Genomic DNA, 16351 nt, shown 5'->3' with positions numbered 1-16351 from the left:
CAGGCGCGCATGCGGGAACCCGTTAGCCAAAGACCACGCGGGATCGCTGTCCGCATCCCCCGCGCGGGAGAGACGGCTGTTTAAATCCGTCTTCTGGAATCAGGCCGGGTCAGCCTTCGGCCGGAACCGCCTTCGGCTTGCCTTCGCCGTCCAGCGCCACCATGACGAAGTCGGCATGGGTGACCTTCTCCATCAGGTCGGAGAGATAGCGCTGCGCCCAGGCCTCGACCTTGAGCGTCATCGAGGTGCGGCCGACGCGTTCGACATGCGTATAGATGCACAGCGTGTCGCCGATCTTCATCGGTTTGGCGAAGGACATTTCCTTCACCGCCGCCGTCACCACGCGGCCCTTGGCGCGCTCGGCGGCGCGGATGCCGCAGGCGAGATCCATCTGCGCCATCACCCAGCCGCCAAAAATGTCGCCTGCCGCATTGGCGTCGGAAGGCATGGCCAGCGTCCTGAGCGTCAGATCGCCGATCGGCCGCCCGTCCGCGTAATGCACCATTTGGCCAATCCTCTCGAAGCCGATTGTCCCGATCCCGTATCGTCATGGCACGGACAGGTCAACGCGCCACTGAACAGGTCGCGGCCTGAGGTTCGGCTATCGGTCGACAGTGTTGAAAAGATGCTGTGCGGAGCTAGACGAGCGCACCAGCAGGATTGCATTCCATGGCCGAGGTAAGAAAGCTTACCAATAGGCGTGCTTCACAAAGCGGGCCAGGGCGTTGGGACGTAGGCGTAGGCGTTGCCCTCGCGAATAACATGACCGATGCCTGGAAAGGGCAGGTGCATGCCTGCGACGAGCAGGCCATCCGCCGACACCATGTCGAGCACCTTCTTGCGTGTGGCGATTGCGGCCTGCTGGTCCACGTCGAAGGCGATTGCCCATTCCGGATGCGCAAATTGCAGCGCGGAGGCGTGGATTACGTCAGTGAAGAGCAGCAGGTTGGCGTCACCAGAGCCAATTCGAAGCGCGAGATGCCCCGGCGTGTGTCCGGGCGCAGGCAATGCCCTGATCCCGGGCGCGATCTCGACCTCGCCTTCGATCTTCCGGACCTTGCCATGGTAAGGCACCAGCGATTTGCGCGCTATTTCGAAGTACGGTTTCATCTGGTCGGGCGCCTTGGACCGGATCCCGTCATCGTGCCAGAAAGCGAATTCCGGCGCGGCAACCACGACCTCCGCTGCCGGGAAGGCGGCCTTGCCTCCAATACCGACAAGGCCGTTGGCATGGTCGGGATGGAGGTGGGTGATGATTACCGTGTCGATTTCTTCCGGCCTGACGCCAGCGGCGGCGAGCGCCTCGGGTATATGTCCCAGTATAGGCCCCATCGCCGATGCCGTGCCGGTATCGATCAGCACCCGTCTGTCGCCTTTGGTGACAAGGTAAGCATTGACCGAGGTCGGGAGTGGTTTTGGCAGGAATGCCTTTGCCAGCAGCGCTTCGGCGGCAGCCGTATCTGCGGAAGGGAAGAGTTCGAGGCCGAGATTGAGGTAGCCGTCGCTCAGTGCTGTGATCTCGAGGTCGCCGAGCATGAACCTGTCGGCGCTCGCAAGCGAAGCCGGAGACCGGGCGGCGATAGCCGCAGCGTTGCTCCCAAAGAGGCTGATCGGGGAAAGTAGCAGGGCACCGGCACTAAAGGTGCCGATGCCGAAGGTTCGACGGTCGATATTCATGGTCTTGTCCTTCGAATTGCAGATGAAGCTAGTCCCAGACTACGTCGTCGCTGCCGGGGCGGATGCCGACCGCTCGGACCGCTCTTGGGCGGGGGTCGGCGCGGTTCATGGCCAACTCCTTGCGACATCAATAATCCGCCTCACAAACTGCGGGAATAGCGATGGGATGCAGTTCACTGCTGCAGATTATGCAGCAGTGAACTTAAGCGAGTAAGGCCGCTGGTTCGGCCCTCCGAACGGCCTCGCTGAGCCCCGGCTTCACCTACTGGACAGGTTGCCGGGGCTCGAGCGCTCGGCGCAACGTCGGCGCCTCTTGCTCGATATAATCCCACAGACGGTTCGAGATCGGCCCGTGCGGCCGGTCGCGGCGGCGCGCCACCACCAACTCCTCGGTACGGCCTGGCAGATGACGGCCGGCCATGGATTGCAGGCGTCCGTCGCGCAGTTCCTCCTCGATCAGGAAGCGGGGCATGTGGCCCCATCCGAGGCCCTGCAGGATGATTTCCTTCTTCATGCCCTGATCGGCCACCATGCATTGAGGCGCACCCTCGATCATGAAGTAGTCTTGTTGCGGTGAATGGCGGGCCGTGTCGCGCATGACACATTGGGTGAACGCGTGCATCTGATCCGGCGTGATGGGGTGCTTGATGCGCTCCGGCAGAAAGCCCGACGCCACTACTGGGACGAAGGGCACCTTGCACAGATCGATCCATTCCACCCGCGGATCGCTCTTGTCGATCCAGTGCAGGATCAAATCGGCTTCGTCGTCGAAGAGGCGCTCCCACGGGCCGCCCACCGCCTCGAAATGCAGATGCAGGCGTGTGCCCGGACACTGGGCGAAGAACCGTCCGAGCATGCCCAGTGCCTGTGGGCGCGGGCACAGGTCGCCGATCACCACATGGATCTCGCTTTCTTCGCCCATTGACAGCTGAGCAGCATGAAGCCGCAAGCCTTCCAGCTCGCGCAGCAGCGATTGTGCCCTGTGATGGAACGACAGCCCTGCCTCGGTGGGGCGCACGCGATAGCCGCTGCGATCCAAGAGAACGAGGTCGAGTTGCCGCTCCAGCTTTGCAACGGCTGCGAACACCGCCGGGTGCGAGCGATGCAGCATGGCCGCCGCAGGCTGAAAGCCGCCGCAGCGGACCACGGCATCGAAGCATTGCAGGTCGTGCAGGGTGAATTCGGCCATGTCAGCTTCTATTACAGAGATAGTCCTATCTTTGTAATATCATCAAAAGCGCGCCGCAGCTAGGCTTTGCCACACTCAACGCTCCAAGAAGGAAGGTGTATTCACCATGAATGAGCTGGATTTCGTGACCGTCGGCGATGGTACCCGCATCGCCTACCGCATCGACGGCGACGCCGGGAAGCCCGTGCTGATGCTGTCGAATTCAATCGCCACCACACTGCGGATGTGGGAAATGCAGGTCAACGAACTGTCGAAGCATTTCCGTGTTCTGCGCTATGACTTTCGTGGCCACGGAGGGTCGAGCGTTCCGGCCGGCGCTTATTCGCTCGACCGGCTTGGCCGCGACGTGATCGAGTTGCTCGACGCCCTGGGCATTGAACGCGTACACTTCCTCGGTCTGTCGTTGGGCGGCTTCGTCGGGCAGTGGCTCGGCATCCACGCGCCCGAGCGGATCGAGCGCTTGATCCTGAGCAACACCTCATCCTACCTCGGACCGGCAAAGCAGTTTGACGAGCGGATTGCCGCCGTGCTGCAGGCGCCGGATATGTCCGAAACCGCCGAGATGTTCCTGGGCAACTGGTTTCCTGCGCGTATGCTGGCGGCCAACGAGCCCGTCATCGAAGAATTTCGCACCATGCTGCTGGCCATCGACCGGCAAGGCTTGGCTGGCTTGTTCGCGGCGGTTCGCGATGCGGACCTTCGCCGAACCGTAGCGCTGATTTCCAGGCCAACGCTGGTGATCGCCGGCCGGCACGACACTGTGACAGCCGCCAGCCATAGCGAGTTGATCGCGGCGATGGTGCCCGGCGCGAAACTGGTTGTCCTGCCCGCGGTCCACTTGTCGAATGTCGAGTACCCCACCGAGTTCATGGAGGCCGTGCTTGGTTTTCTGCGCTGAGATGGAGCACGACAGGGACGCTGAGTGAAACCCCGGTTTGAACATCCCCGCATGGACCGCAACCTATGATGCGCTAGCGCGCAGTGCAGGCTAGACTGGGCAATATCAATAGCGGATGACGGCTGACATGGAACTTGGCTTTCGCCCATTAACGCCCGATCTGTGGCCGGCGCTCGAGGACCTGTTCGGTGACAGCGCCGTCTGCAGTCGCTGTTGGTGTATGTACGGACGGATCGGCAGTTCTTATCGAAAGCGACCCGGCGAGGAAAACAAGGCAGCGTTCCGGCAGGCCGTCCAGCATGGTCCGCCTCCGGGTTTGCTCGCTTTCGACGGCGATACGGCTGTCGGCTGGTGCCGGGTGACGCCGCGAGATGCCCTGCCCTGGCTCGATCGGCTATGGCAGCTCAAGCGCGTGGACGACAGGCCGGTCTGGTCCCTGTCCTGCCTCTACGTGCGAAAACGATACCGCAGGCGGGGCGTAACATTCCAGCTGATTGCGGAAGCACTGGAAGTCGCAAGGCGCGCAAATGCTCCGGCACTCGAAGCCTATCCTTTCGAGGCCGACGTATCGCCGAGTGCTTCCGGCAGCGGATATGCCTCCACCTTCGCGCGCGCCGGGTTCAGGGTCGTCGCTCGCAGAACGCCGGCCCGCCCGATCATGCGCTATGATTTCAAGATTGCCGATCTTCGTCTGTGATCGCAGCTTGAAGTTTCGGCTATGGGTGGAAAGTTGCCATCCAGCCGCTATTGCGCCCGCTTCGCTGTCACCGGCGAACATTACTGAACGCAAACAGATTAATCAAAGCCGTAGCGAGGCTCACCGACATTGCAACAGCAAGACTAGACTTCCGCAGCGGATCGCAGCTTGGCAAGTCTCACGTCTCCGGCCGAACGAACTGGCTGGCGACCTTAGGTTGTAGGCGCGAAAGTCACCGTCGGGCGTGATTACCAACTCTGTGATGTTCGCCCGTTGTTTTCGATGTGATAGATCAGGTTGACAAGGTAGACCCTAGAACCCGTCAAAAGTGGGTAAATGGAGCTATTAGGGACAATGCGTTCGCAGGAAGAATGGTCAAGCAATGAAGACGCTCGTGCATACAGAGAGCTCCGAACCCTAGTCGATAAATGGAAACGCCTCGGGCAGAAGACCTATCCGGATGGAACCGAGTGGATTGGCCATACCCCACATCGAGCGCCTCAAGCGTATTTGCATCAGCTGTACGCACCACTTGACGCCATCGGAATTGGGCAGATGGTGACCTTGCCCCTCTAATCTAATCCGGTTTGAAGTTCGTTCTGGCCCATCGAGAGGACCAGGACATGAAACGTAGCCGCTTCTCTGAAGAGCAGATCATCGGAATTTTGAAGGAACATGAGGCCGGGGTATCGGTTGCCGATCTGTGCCGCAAGCACGGGGTCAGCGACGCCTCGATTTACAACTGGAAGGCCCGCTTCGGCGGGATGGATGTCTCCGAGGCTCGGCGACTGAAGGCTCTGGAGGACGAGAACACGCGGCTGAAGCGGCTTCTGGCCGACGCCATGCTCGACAATGCCGCATTGAAGGATCTTGTGGGAAAGAAATGGTGACGCCCGCGGCCAAGCGGAAAGCTGTCGCTCGCCTGAAGGAAGGCTTCGGGATGAGCGAACGGCGGGCGTGTAAAGCCATCGGCTGTTGCCGCATGACGGTTCGCTACGAGACTAGCAGGCCGAACGACCGCGAGCTTCGCGAGCGGATGAAGGCGATCGCGCAGGAGCGTCGCCGGTTCGGCTACCGGCGTCTTCTCGTGATGCTGAGGCGGGAGGGCCTGGTCGTGAACCACAAGAAGCTGTTCCGGCTCTATCGGGAGGAGAAGCTCGCCGTTCGCCGCCGTGGCGGCCGCAAACGGGCGATCGGGACCAGGGCGCCGATGGTGGTGCCGCTGAGGCCCGACGAGCGCTGGTCGCTCGACTTCGTATCGGACCAGCTCACAGACGGGCGCCGCTTCCGCATCCTGGCCGTCGTCGACGACTGCACGAGAGAGTGCCTGGCACTCATCATTGATACGTCTCTCTCGGGCATGCGGGTTGCCCGCGAATTGGACCGGCTCATCACCGAGCGCGGCCGGCCGAGAATGATCGTCAGCGACAATGGCAGCGAGTTCACCTCGAACGCCATCCTCTCCTGGGCGGATCAGAACCGCGTCGAATGGCATTACATTGCGCCCGGCAAGCCGATGCAGAATGGCTTCATCGAGAGCTTCAACGGCCGACTACGCGATGAACTGCTCAACGAGACGCTGTTTACTTCGCTGGCTCAGGCACGCGTCGCCATCGCCCTGTGGCGCGCCGACTACAACACCGCCCGGCCGCATTCCCAAATCGCCTGGCAGACACCGGCCGAGTTCGCCACCACCTTCAATCTGCGACGGTCGCTCGCGCTGCGCGATGCCAAAGGCTCCGCGCCAGCGCCCGTCGCTTCACCCGCCCAGCAGGGCACAACCCACGCCGGAAACGAACTCAAAACTGGATAGAAACTGGGGGCAACGTCAATGGAGTCTGAAATTTCGCGTCGACTCCCAGATAATTTCCGTTGCTTTCTCATGCTCCACAACGGGATAGGTCTGTTTGCGAATTATATAAACGTCTATGGGCTGCGACGTAGCTGGTCACGCACAAATTTAGTGGAGGCAGGTCAACAACCCTTCTCCATACTGGAACCGAATGTGCAGAGACGACCAAGCAATGCACCAGACGAAGTTCTTTTTATTGGTTCGCTCGGAAAAAATAGAAATTTAATTGGCATGAATCCGGACGGGAGGGTCTTTCGCTGGGAGAGTGATGATCCTCTGTTCGGTTCGATCAACTCCTACTCAAGCGTGTTCACCTTCCTGCTGGAAGAAGGCAATGAGGTTGCGGCCTTGTTCGACCCGGATGGGCGCAGACGCGACTGAACTCGGGCAGCAGGCGTCAGGCTGACATTCAAACTGAATATCCCCGGTCGCTTTTTTCACATCGGATGCCGGAAGACCCGGCGACGCCGCCTCGCGCCCAAGCCTAGGTTAGAGCCGAATTCCGGAGCCAGCCGCAGCCACCATGCAGACCTATGATTTCATCATCGTTGGCTCCGGTTCGGCCGGCTCGGTCCTGGCCGAAAGATTGTCGGCTTCCGGCCGGTCGCTAGAGCCACTTGGTAAAGTTTTCGATGCGATGGATGCGTTCGACAGGTTAGACCCTACGGACCCGTCGAACTGGGTAAATGGAGCCTATTAAGGATATTAAGGAAATGCCTAAGCAGGAAGAATGGTCAAGCGAAGAAGACGCTCGTGCCTACCGAGAGCTCCGAACCTTGGTCGATAAATGGAAACGCCTCGGATACAAGACCTATCCGGATGGAACCGAGTGGATTGGCCATACCCCGCATCGAGCGCCTCAAGCGTATTTGCATCAGCTGTACGCACCACTTGACGCCATCGGAATTGGGCAGATGGAGTCTGAAATTTCGCGTCGACTCCCAGATAATTTCCGTTGCTTTCTCATGCTCCACAACGGGATAGGTCTGTTTGCGAATTATATAAGCGTCTATGGGCTGCGACGTAGCTGGTCACGCACGAATTTGGTGGAGGCGGGTCAACAACCCTTCTCCATACTGGAACCAAATATAAAGAGACGACCAGGCAATGCACCAGACGATGTTCTCTTTATTGGTGCGCTAGGGGACAATGACGATTTAATTGGCATGAATCCGGACGGGGGGGTCTTTCGCTGGGAGAGTGATGATCCTCTGTCCGGTTCGACCAAGTCCTACTCAAGCGTGTTCACCTTCCTGCTGGAAGAAGCCAATGAGGCGGCGGCCCTGTTCGACCCGGATGGGCGCGAACACGACTGAACTCGGGCAGCAGGCGACAGGCTGACATTCAGACTGAATATCCCCGGTCGCTTTTTTCACAACGGATGCCGGAAGACCCGGCGACGCCGCGTCGCGCCCAAGCCTAGGTTAGAGCCGAATTCCGGAGCCAGCCGTATCCACCATGCAGACCTATGATTTCATCATCGTCGGCTCCGGTTCGGCCGGCTCGGTCCTGGCCGAAAGATTGTCGGCTTCCGGCCGCTTCTCGGTGCTGGTGCTCGAGGCCGGCGGCAGCGACCGTCGCTTCTACGTGCAGATGCCGCTCGGCTACGGCAAGACCTTCTTCGACCCGGCGGTCAACTGGAACTACAAGGCCGAGCCGGATCCCGGCCTGGCCGGCAATGCCGACCACTGGCCGCGCGGCAAGCTGCTCGGCGGCTCGAGTTCGATCAACGCCATGGTCTGGATCAGGGGCGCGCGTGAGGATTTCGACGCTTGGGCAGCGGCCGGCAATCCCGGCTGGGGCTTCGATGACCTGCTGCCCGCCTTCAAGGCGCTGGAGGATAATCAGGCCGGCGCCGACCAATGGCGCGGCGTCGGCGGGCCGCTGCATGTCACCGACTGCTCGACCTCCGTCCATCCGCTCACCAAGCGCTATCTCGCCGCCGCCAACCAGGCCGGCCTGCCGCTCAACCCGGATTTCAACGGCGCCTCGCAGGAAGGCGTCGGCGTCTACCAGATCACCACCAGGAACGGCCGCCGCATGTCGGCGGCGCGCGCCTTCCTGCGCCCGGCGATGAAGCGCAAAAATGTCCGCGTCGAGATCAACGCGCTGGCGACAAAGATCCTGTTCGAAAGCAAGCGTGCCGTCGGTGTCGAGTATCTCCAGAATGGCGCGACGAAAACCGCCCGCGCCGGCCGCGAGATCATCCTGTCGGGCGGCTCGGTCAATTCGCCCCAATTGCTACAGCTTTCAGGCATCGGCCCGTCGGCGCTTCTTGGCGCGCTCGGCATTCCCGTCGTTCACGCCAACGAGAATGTCGGGGCAAACCTGCAGGACCATGTCGGCATCAATTACACTTTCAAGGGCAGGCTGCCGACGCTCAACCAGATCCTGCACCCATGGTGGGGCAAGCTGCTGGTCGGCATGCAATACGTGTTTTTGCGCTCAGGCCCGCTGTCGCTGTCGATGAACAATGCCGGCGGCTTCTTCCGCACCGATCCGGCCGCGGCGCGGCCCAACATGCAGCTCTATTTCCAGGCGTTTTCGACCGTCATTCCGAAGAGCGGCGAACGCCCGATCCTGACGCCCGATCCATGGCCGGGCTTTTCCATCGGGCTGTCCAATTGCCGTCCGTCGAGCTGCGGCGAAATCATGATCCGTTCCGCCAATCCGCGCGATTATCCCAAAATCGTCGCCAATGCCTTTTCGACCGAGGCGGACGTCGCTGAAATGCTGGCGGCGGTGAAATTCGTCAGGAAGATCGCCTCGATGCCGGCGATGGCCGAGATTATCGAGGAAGAGGTTTTGCCCGGTCCCTCGATCACCTCCGATGCGGATCTCATTCAGGATTTCAGGAAGCGCTCGGGCACCGTCTATCACCCGGTCTCGACCTGCCGCATGGGGCCGGACGCGGCGCGCGCCGTCGTCGATCCGCGCCTCAAGGTGCACGGCATCCAGGCGTTGCGCGTCATCGATGCCTCGATCTTTCCCGACAACATAACCGGCAACACCAACGCCGCCGCGATCATGACCGGATGGAAGGGCGCCGAACTGGTTCTGGAGGATCAGAAATGAAAATCACCGACGTCAAGACCTGGGTGGTCGGCAATCCGCCGCCCGGCATCGGCGGCAAGTATTTCATCTTCGTCAAGCTCACCACCGATGGCGGCGTCGTCGGCTATGGCGAAGCTTACAACGCCACCTTTTCGGCTCATGTCACGGCGAAAATGGTTGAGGACATGGCCGAACGCTATCTGATCGGCCGCGATCCGCACGACGTCGAGAATTTCTTCCGCCGCGCCTATTCGTCCGGCTTCACCCAGAGGCCCGACGTGTCGGGCATGGGCTGTTTCTCGGCGCTCGAAATCGCCTGCTGGGACATTATCGGCAAAGAGGCCGGCAAGCCGGTCTACAAGCTGCTTGGCGGCCAGGTACACGAAACGCTGCGTTCCTATACCTACCTCTACCCGCACAGCGGCAGCGTCCACTCCGAGGACGCCCGCGGCAAGAACGTCTACAATGATCCTGACCTGGCCGCCGCCTGCGCGCTCGAATATGTCGAGCAGGGTTTTAACGCGGTCAAGCTCGACCCAGCCGGCCCTTACACCGCCTTCGACGGCCACCAGCCGCGCCTCGTCGACGTCGACCTCTCCGCCCGCATGGTCAAGGCGATCCGCGAGGCGGTCGGCACCAGGGCCGACATCCTGTTCGGCACGCACGGCCAGTTCACCGCATCGGGCGCGCTGCGCCTCGCCCGCGCCATCGAGCCCTATGATCCGCTGTGGTTCGAGGAGCCGGTGCCGCCCGACATGCCCGAGGTGATGGCGCAGGTCGCCCGCGCGACCTCGATCCCGATTGCCACCGGCGAGCGGCTAACAACCAAATTTGAGTTCGCCCGCGTCATCGAGAACCGTGCGGCGACCATTCTTCAGCCCGACCTTGGCCGCTCCGGCGGCATTCTCGAAACCAAAAAGATCGCCGCCATGGCCGAAGCCTACCACATCCAGGTCGCGCCGCACTGCTACTGCGGACCGATCGTCGGCGCCGCCAACATCCAGCTTGCGGTGACGCTGCCCAATTTCCTCATTCTGGAATCGCTGAAACAGTGGGACGGTTTTCACGCGAAGCTGCTCAAGAAGAAGATCGAATGGCGGGACGGCAACGTCATCCCGTCGAAGGAGCCAGGCCTCGGTGTCGAACTCGACGAAGCCGTCTGCGAGGCGCATCCCTGGACCGGCAAGGACCTGCATTTGCAGATGCTGCAGACGCCGTTGATGCCGTGACCTGTCGAGCGGGATCGACAGACAATATCACGCGATTTCAACGTGTTGGACGCAGGATCGGAATCACCGCCGAAAGGATTTGAATCAATCCCTCAACACCTTGATTCAATATCTCAGCGTCAATGCGCCGGGCAGGATCTCGAAAGTTGCTGGTATGCGACCCGGCGATTCGCCGTCTATGTCGATCAGCGCGGCGTTCTTTTGCACATCGCCGAGCGGCTCGACAACCACTTTCTTGCCGCGCAGGATGGTGATCGCCGGATGGTTGCGGTGCCGCCCGCCATAGAGCAGGCGGATGTCCCAGATCAGCTTCAGCTTGCCGGCGGCGCGCAGGATGACGATGTCGAACTCGCCGTCGTTAAGCTCGGCGTCGGGCGCGATCATCATGCCGCCGCCGAAGAATTTGCCGTTGGCCACCGCCACCAATGCCATGCGCGCCTCGACCGGGGCACCGTCGTCGATGGTGATCGCAACCTCCTGGAACCGATAGCGGAGGAATTCCCAGACCGTGCGCCAGTAGAACAGTGCCTTGGCCGAAACCTTGCCCTTGCGCCTGTCGGCGTTGACGGCACGGTCGGTGGCGCCGGAAAGCCCGAGGCTGGCGATGTTGATGAAATGGCGGCTGGCCAGTGCGCCATGGTCGTCGACATAGCTGATGCAGCCGGCATCGACCTTGCGCGGCTTGGCCTCGGCAATCCGCTTCAGCGTCAGATCGACATTGTTCGACAGGCCGAGCCCGCGGGCGAAGTCGATGCCGGTGCCGCAAGGCAGCAGCCCAAGTTCAGCCGTCCGGCCGCTTTCCCGGAAAGCCTTCAGCAGCCCGTCGGCGACTTCGCTGGCGGTGCCGTCGCCGCCGGCCGCGATCACCAGCTCGAAGCCGATGGCGGCAAGGTCGAGCGCCAGCCGTTCGGCATCCCCCTCGGCCTGCGTTTCACGCAGCTCGAAATCACCGAAATGTCTTTTCAGCGAAGCCGCAACCTCCGGCCAATGCCGCTTGAGCCTGCCGCCGCCGGCGATCGGATTGAGAACCACCGCGACCTTCAAGCCTGCCTCCCCAAGGCCATCGAACACGCCTTCCAATCATTTGCCGGCATTGAAGCCCGCGCAGGGCCGCGGGGCAAGGGTCGATTACCCGACAATGCGGCTTCGGCATCGAGGCGGCAAATCCCGACCGGCGGCGGCAGAGATCGGAAAGTCGCTATTTTGGCAGGGTCAGTCCCCGATAATCCCGCTATCCACAGGCATGCGGCAGTTCCGCCAAACGCTTATCCGACGTACGTTAAAACCCATCTCAGGCGGCTACCGATCGCCACGCCGAAAGGCAAAGCGGAACGGCGGATTTCCTGAGGCCCGTACGGCCCTGAACGAGAACAGGCTTGCTTGTTGGAGGGATGGACGCCGAGACCTACGGGGCCGCGGGAAGCGTGCGAACGCCGACGGCGGACCGATGCTGCCATGAAGGACGGCAAAAACCTTCGATGGCGCGCTGGGCAAAGCTCGCAAGAGTGGAGACCGGCGTGGTCCGGAACGGACGCTGCCCTCGGGTGGCGACTGGCAGGACCGTCAAAATCAAGGCCGGCATGGCGCGACATCTTTCGGGAGTTGCTGCCGCGACCGTGTCCTGATCTGACAGGGAGGCGCTGGGAGAAATCCCGGCGCCGACTGTCTTTGTGGCCCCGCCTGACGATTTTGCCGGCGACGCTTCACGCTGCGCCAAAATCAGCTACTATCCATTTGCCGTCGGGGGCCGTTTAAAGGGGCTGACGGCAGGGGGACATTTCATGACGCTCATCCAGAAGCTTGCTGTTGCCTATGCTTTCCTGTTCTTCGGCGTTGTTGCCATCGGCTATGTGCCGGCTTTCAACGACGCCGGCGGCAATCTGTTCGGCCTGTTCTCGCTGCAATGGTACGACGATTTGCTGCACGCCTTCTCCGGCGTCTGGGCGCTGGCCGCCGCCTTCATCTCGCACCGCCAGGCGGTGTTCTATTTCAAGCTGTTCGGCTCGGTCTATCTGTTCGACGGCGTGCTCGGGCTGGTCACCGGTTCCGGCTGCCTCGATGGCGGCATTTTCATCAACGGCTTCCGCTCCCTGAACGACATCGAATTCCCGGCCCGCTTCTTCGCCAACCTGCCGCACATCGTCATCGGCGGCTTCGCCGTCTACGTCGGGTTCTGGCTGTCGAAACGTGTGTACGACCATTTCGCCACGGCCTGACCGGCCATGTTCCTGTTTCGCTGGCTGAAGCGCATCATCAAGGCGATCCTCTGGCTCGTCGTCATTGTCGTGTTGATCCCGATCGCCGGGCTGGCCTACGGCTTTCTCACCACGCCGTCGCTGGACACAACACCATTGCCGGGCATCGCCGGGGGTGCTCCGCCAAAGGCGCTGGCCGACAAGGTCCGTGCCGAGATCTCCGGCTACCAACGGCCGGAGGAATCGACCTTTCTCACCTATCCGGAATGGGCCATCGTCTACGCCGCGCGTGAATATGCCGGCTTTGTCGACAAGAACCAGCCGAGCGGCTTCCCTTATCTCTCCTATATCGGCCGCTTCTGGCAGGATTACGCGATGGTCACCCGCGCCAGCTCCGCCTACAAGTTCAACCTCGACAACCACCAGATGCTGGTGGTCATCGGCACCAGCCACACGATCGAGCACGCCATCCAGTGGGCCTATGAAAATACGGTCGGCCGCATTACCGAAGCGACAGCCGGCAAGCGCACCACCGTCGACATCTACCAGGCCAAGGTCGCGGCCGACTACGCCGGTTTTCTCGATCAGGTGCCGTGGTACCAGTTTCCCTATGCCGAAAAACGTGCCGGCCTGTTAGCCGTCCAGCCGGCGCCGGACGACAGCGCCGTCCGCGCCGGCGAACGCAAGCTCGCCTTCGGCCTCGCCGACACGATCAAGCAGGGCTATGCCGATCTGATCAAGTCGGCGCTCGCCGCCACCACCGATCCCGCCTTGCTCGACATTCATGTCTGGGCCAAGGGTCCGGTCGGGGAAGTGACGCGCAACGAGCCCGACACCTTGCTGGAGCGCGATCTCGGCGCCGACGGCACGGTCTTCGTCACCAGGCGCTATCAGGTGTTCACCGACATGATCCCGCGCCTGATCGACAAGGGCGTCTCCTTCGTCGAGATCGGCGGCAATGACGAGATCATGGTCACCATGCTTTCCAATGACGAGATCAATGTTCCCGAAGGTGCACGCACCTTGTTCAGCTACCCGCTTCCGGCGGAACCCTCCACGCGCCGCACCGGGCTGACCGTCGCCGTGCGCAAGCTGCACATCGTGCTGCCGGCGCTGATGACGGCGGGCGCCAGGCTCGAGCATGTCTACGATTACTGAGGCCTTTCGGTCACAGCCGGCCTCGGCAAGACGTTGCGTGATGCTCCGCCACGCTCATTCCACAATCGCGGCCAAATCCCGCCTTGTTCCGCAACGATTGATGATGCCGTAGACACGTTGTCTTGCGCACATGTGCCAGGCAACTCGGAGGGACAAGACTGTGATCAAGACCGCCCTTGTCGCCATGACCATCGTCGGCTGCGATTGCGACGCCAAGCTTTGCGAATATATCGGCGAGACGCCCGCCAAATGGTCGACCATCGCCGAATGCGAAGCGGCGATGAAAAGCCAGATGCTGCACGAGCGCAATTTCGACTATCCGCTGGTCTCCGGCATCTGCCGGACACAGAACTCGTCTTCGTCATCGCAGCTCGCTGCGACCGCTTCCGAGCCTGAATTGACGACGGCCAGCACCGCAGCGACAGACCCGCTGCCACCGGAACTGAGCCATCGGCCCAGTGCTGCGGTCGGAACGCAGGCCGCGGCGACGGAAACGGAAGCCGTCCGGCCGGTCGCCTATGAAGCGGCGGTCGATGGCGGCAGCGCCCTGCTCTACCGCACGAAGGCCGGCTACGCCGTGGTCAAGACCGATCTCGGCCGCGCCGCATCGGCAACGATCGGCATCGCCAGGCGTTCGGCGAACTGGCTGGCGGCGAAGCTGCCTGACGGTCTGTAGCCGCCGCTTCAGGCCGTGCCGATCAGTGCCTTGACGGCGCGATAAAAAATCGACGAAAACAGCTCGCCCGGATCGTATTGCAGCTTCTTCGCCAGGAAGGACGGCAATTCCGGATAGCAGGCAAGCAGTTCCTTGCCTGTGTAGTGGAGCTGGTAGGGCAGAAAAAAACGCCCGCCATGCTTGATCGTCACGTCGATCAGCGCCCTTGTCAGCGCCCGCATCCTGGCATTGCCGTCGGCGTCTGTCGGCTGATTGATGTAGAGCACCAGCGAATAGGCCGGCTCCGGCGCATAATTCAGCGCCACATCCTCCTTGTGGACGATGCGTACCGACGCGTTGAGCACCGGCAGGGTCTGGTTGCGCAGGATCTCGCGCGCTTCCGCGATGAACGGGTTATAGGCCGCCCGCGGGATGAAATACTCGTGCAGGATGTCGGTCTCATCGAGCAGATCGTTGAACAGATAGGGCACTGAATCGTGCATCGGATTGTTGCGCGTGACGAGGCAGGCCTCGCCCTCGGCCATTGCCGTCGTCCGCGCCACCGTGCAGCTCTCGAATTGCGGCTCCAGCGTCTTTTCGGTGAACCATTTCAGCTCCTGGAACAGGCTGCCCCATTTCGCCAGGTTGATGATCACCCGCTTGAGCCCGACCGAACCCGGTTCACCGATTGCCGGCTGGTCGGCCGGCGGCTGGTCGGCCACCTTGTCATAGCGGTAGACGATCATATCCTCGAGGAAATTGCCCGGCGCAGTCGACAGATGCCCATAAAACAGACCGATCGCCCTGTTTGGCTCCAGAACCTCGGCGAAGAACGTCGGGAAATCGTCCGATTTGATGATCTCGCGCGAGGTCCGGTAGACGGCGTTCTCGACGATGTCGAGTGTCGCCTCCAGCACCACGCCGAACAGGCCGTAGCCGCCGACGACGTGGCGGAACAGCTCGGTATTTTCGGCCGGTGAGCAGGTCGTCACCGAACCGTCCGCCAGCATCACCCGCATCGATCGGATCGAGCCGGCGACCGAGCCGGCCTGGTGGTCCATGCCATGCGCGTTGACCGACAGCGAGCCGCCGACCGAAAAGATGTCGGTCGACTGCATCGCCTTCACCGCGAAGCGCGGGTGCAAAAGGTTCTGGATGTCGTGCCAGCGCGCGCCCGGCTGCAAGGTGATCGTCTTCGCCGTCGGGTCGACACTGACCTTGTTGAATTTGCGCATGTCGAGGACCAGCGCGTTGTCGTCGAAGGCGTGGCCGCCCATCGAATGGCGCACCGCCGCGACCGAGACCTTCAGGCTATTGGCGCGGGCAAGGGCCAGCGCGCTCGCGATGTGGTCTTCCTCGCTGACTTCGATAACGCCGTAGACCGGTGTCATCGACAGGCCGCTGGCATCGTTGATGTTGCCGCCCTTGGTCAGCCATGGCAGCGCCGGATCGTAGGCTGGCGGGCCCTCCAGCGGCTTCTGCGCCAGGTCGATCCCGTCAATGTCGGCGATGCGCCCGGAATTCTTCTGCCCCGACGGACCGCGCGCCAGCCGCGCCACGGTCGTCCCGCCCCAGAGCATCGCGCCGCCGACCACCGCCGCACCCAGCAGCAGCCGCCGCGACAGGCGAAACCCCTTGCGTTCCTCGACCATAGCCCCACCCCACTGTCCCAGGAATAGCGCCAGATGGAGACAAAAACCAGTTGCCATCAGACGTTCGGCAAATGATGATCACAGTCGTTCTGGCG

Annotated in this window: 15 protein-coding genes; 10 read left to right on the top strand and 5 right to left on the bottom strand. The window is 61.8% G+C overall.

All coding sequences use genetic code 11. The features are described from left to right. Positions 1 to 109: 109 nt before the first annotated feature. The 3 genes from NKI52_RS08220 to NKI52_RS08210 all read right to left on the bottom strand — a co-directional run bounded on the left by NKI52_RS08220 (position 110) and on the right by NKI52_RS08210 (position 2866). Positions 110 to 505, bottom strand: coding sequence for an acyl-CoA thioesterase (locus tag NKI52_RS08220; RefSeq protein ID WP_023678380.1), 396 nt, complete (start codon positions 503 to 505; stop codon positions 110 to 112). 200 nt (positions 506 to 705) lie between these two features. After that, complete coding sequence (locus tag NKI52_RS08215; protein ID WP_352697597.1) at positions 706 to 1677, bottom strand: MBL fold metallo-hydrolase; 972 nt, start codon at positions 1675 to 1677, stop codon at positions 706 to 708. A 262-nt stretch (positions 1678 to 1939) separates the two neighbouring features. Beyond that, positions 1940 to 2866: a LysR family transcriptional regulator gene (locus NKI52_RS08210; RefSeq protein WP_352697595.1), complete on the bottom strand. Its 927-nt coding sequence runs from the start codon at positions 2864 to 2866 to the stop codon at positions 1940 to 1942. 106 nt (positions 2867 to 2972) lie between these two features. Here NKI52_RS08210 and NKI52_RS08205 point away from each other — a divergent pair, with 106 nt between their 5' ends. The 7 genes from NKI52_RS08205 to NKI52_RS08175 all read left to right on the top strand — a co-directional run bounded on the left by NKI52_RS08205 (position 2973) and on the right by NKI52_RS08175 (position 10596). Continuing rightward, complete coding sequence (locus NKI52_RS08205) at positions 2973 to 3764, top strand: alpha/beta fold hydrolase (RefSeq protein WP_352697593.1); 792 nt, start codon at positions 2973 to 2975, stop codon at positions 3762 to 3764. A 127-nt stretch (positions 3765 to 3891) separates the two neighbouring features. Continuing rightward, positions 3892 to 4461 (top strand): GNAT family N-acetyltransferase, encoded by a 570-nt coding sequence (locus NKI52_RS08200; protein ID WP_352697591.1) that lies wholly within the window; start codon positions 3892 to 3894, stop codon positions 4459 to 4461. 623 nt (positions 4462 to 5084) lie between these two features. Beyond that, positions 5085 to 6274, top strand: a protein-coding gene (locus NKI52_RS08195; protein WP_352697589.1) for an IS3 family transposase whose coding sequence is annotated in 2 segments (ribosomal slippage) — positions 5085 to 5334 and positions 5334 to 6274 — 1191 coding nt in all. Because the reading frame shifts where the segments join, the coding sequence is not laid out codon by codon here. A gap of 18 nt (positions 6275 to 6292) precedes the next feature. Continuing rightward, positions 6293 to 6694, top strand: a complete 402-nt coding sequence (locus NKI52_RS08190; RefSeq protein WP_352697587.1) for an SMI1/KNR4 family protein — start codon at positions 6293 to 6295, stop codon at positions 6692 to 6694. Positions 6695 to 7026: 332 nt separating this feature from the next. After that, positions 7027 to 7629, top strand: a complete 603-nt coding sequence (locus NKI52_RS08185) for an SMI1/KNR4 family protein (protein ID WP_352567981.1) — start codon at positions 7027 to 7029, stop codon at positions 7627 to 7629. A gap of 142 nt (positions 7630 to 7771) precedes the next feature. Next, positions 7772 to 9388, top strand: coding sequence for a GMC family oxidoreductase (locus tag NKI52_RS08180; RefSeq protein WP_352697585.1), 1617 nt, complete (start codon positions 7772 to 7774; stop codon positions 9386 to 9388). Further along, the gene (locus tag NKI52_RS08175; RefSeq protein WP_352697583.1) at positions 9385 to 10596 is read left to right on the top strand and encodes a mandelate racemase/muconate lactonizing enzyme family protein; all 1212 of its coding nucleotides are present in this window, start codon (positions 9385 to 9387) and stop codon (positions 10594 to 10596) included. The genes NKI52_RS08180 and NKI52_RS08175 overlap by 4 nt, the downstream gene beginning before the upstream one ends. A 105-nt stretch (positions 10597 to 10701) precedes the next feature. Here the strand turns inward: NKI52_RS08175 and NKI52_RS08170 are convergent, their stop codons facing one another. Beyond that, on the bottom strand, positions 10702 to 11640 hold the full coding sequence (locus NKI52_RS08170; protein ID WP_023719156.1) for a diacylglycerol/lipid kinase family protein: 939 nt from the start codon (positions 11638 to 11640) through the stop codon (positions 10702 to 10704). A 737-nt stretch (positions 11641 to 12377) separates the two neighbouring features. Between NKI52_RS08170 and NKI52_RS08165 the strand changes: the two genes are divergently transcribed. The 3 genes from NKI52_RS08165 to NKI52_RS08155 all read left to right on the top strand — a co-directional run bounded on the left by NKI52_RS08165 (position 12378) and on the right by NKI52_RS08155 (position 14625). After that, on the top strand, positions 12378 to 12812 hold the full coding sequence (locus NKI52_RS08165; protein ID WP_023719157.1) for a DUF4383 domain-containing protein: 435 nt from the start codon (positions 12378 to 12380) through the stop codon (positions 12810 to 12812). Positions 12813 to 12818: 6 nt separating this feature from the next. Next, the gene (locus NKI52_RS08160) at positions 12819 to 13949 is read left to right on the top strand and encodes a hypothetical protein (RefSeq protein ID WP_352697581.1); all 1131 of its coding nucleotides are present in this window, start codon (positions 12819 to 12821) and stop codon (positions 13947 to 13949) included. A 160-nt stretch (positions 13950 to 14109) separates the two neighbouring features. Next, complete coding sequence (locus NKI52_RS08155) at positions 14110 to 14625, top strand: hypothetical protein (RefSeq protein WP_352645045.1); 516 nt, start codon at positions 14110 to 14112, stop codon at positions 14623 to 14625. Between the two features lie 8 nt (positions 14626 to 14633). Here the strand turns inward: NKI52_RS08155 and NKI52_RS08150 are convergent, their stop codons facing one another. Continuing rightward, positions 14634 to 16313: an FAD-binding oxidoreductase gene (locus tag NKI52_RS08150; protein WP_352697580.1), complete on the bottom strand. Its 1680-nt coding sequence runs from the start codon at positions 16311 to 16313 to the stop codon at positions 14634 to 14636. Positions 16314 to 16351: the final 38 nt, after the last annotated feature.

The organism is Mesorhizobium sp. M0590 (genome assembly GCF_040320905.1).
In the GTDB taxonomy this organism is placed as follows: Bacteria; Pseudomonadota; Alphaproteobacteria; order Rhizobiales; family Rhizobiaceae; genus Mesorhizobium.
This window is presented reverse-complemented; position numbering and strand designations above follow the sequence as displayed.

Excerpts from the sequence above, each read along its gene's own strand:
- NKI52_RS08165 (WP_023719157.1), top strand. The coding sequence starts at position 12,378 with ATGACGCTCATCCAGAAGCTTGCTGTTGCCTATGCTTTCCTGTTCTTC.
- NKI52_RS08210 (WP_352697595.1), bottom strand. The coding sequence starts at position 2,866 with ATGGCCGAATTCACCCTGCACGACCTGCAATGCTTCGATGCCGTGGTC.
- NKI52_RS08175 (WP_352697583.1), top strand. The coding sequence starts at position 9,385 with ATGAAAATCACCGACGTCAAGACCTGGGTGGTCGGCAATCCGCCGCCC.
- NKI52_RS08150 (WP_352697580.1), bottom strand. The coding sequence starts at position 16,313 with ATGGCAACTGGTTTTTGTCTCCATCTGGCGCTATTCCTGGGACAGTGG.
- NKI52_RS08205 (WP_352697593.1), top strand. The coding sequence starts at position 2,973 with ATGAATGAGCTGGATTTCGTGACCGTCGGCGATGGTACCCGCATCGCC.
- NKI52_RS08190 (WP_352697587.1), top strand. The coding sequence starts at position 6,293 with ATGGAGTCTGAAATTTCGCGTCGACTCCCAGATAATTTCCGTTGCTTT.
- NKI52_RS08220 (WP_023678380.1), bottom strand. The coding sequence starts at position 505 with ATGGTGCATTACGCGGACGGGCGGCCGATCGGCGATCTGACGCTCAGG.
- NKI52_RS08215 (WP_352697597.1), bottom strand. The coding sequence starts at position 1,677 with ATGAATATCGACCGTCGAACCTTCGGCATCGGCACCTTTAGTGCCGGT.
- NKI52_RS08200 (WP_352697591.1), top strand. The coding sequence starts at position 3,892 with ATGGAACTTGGCTTTCGCCCATTAACGCCCGATCTGTGGCCGGCGCTC.
- NKI52_RS08160 (WP_352697581.1), top strand. The coding sequence starts at position 12,819 with ATGTTCCTGTTTCGCTGGCTGAAGCGCATCATCAAGGCGATCCTCTGG.
- NKI52_RS08185 (WP_352567981.1), top strand. The coding sequence starts at position 7,027 with ATGCCTAAGCAGGAAGAATGGTCAAGCGAAGAAGACGCTCGTGCCTAC.
- NKI52_RS08180 (WP_352697585.1), top strand. The coding sequence starts at position 7,772 with ATGCAGACCTATGATTTCATCATCGTCGGCTCCGGTTCGGCCGGCTCG.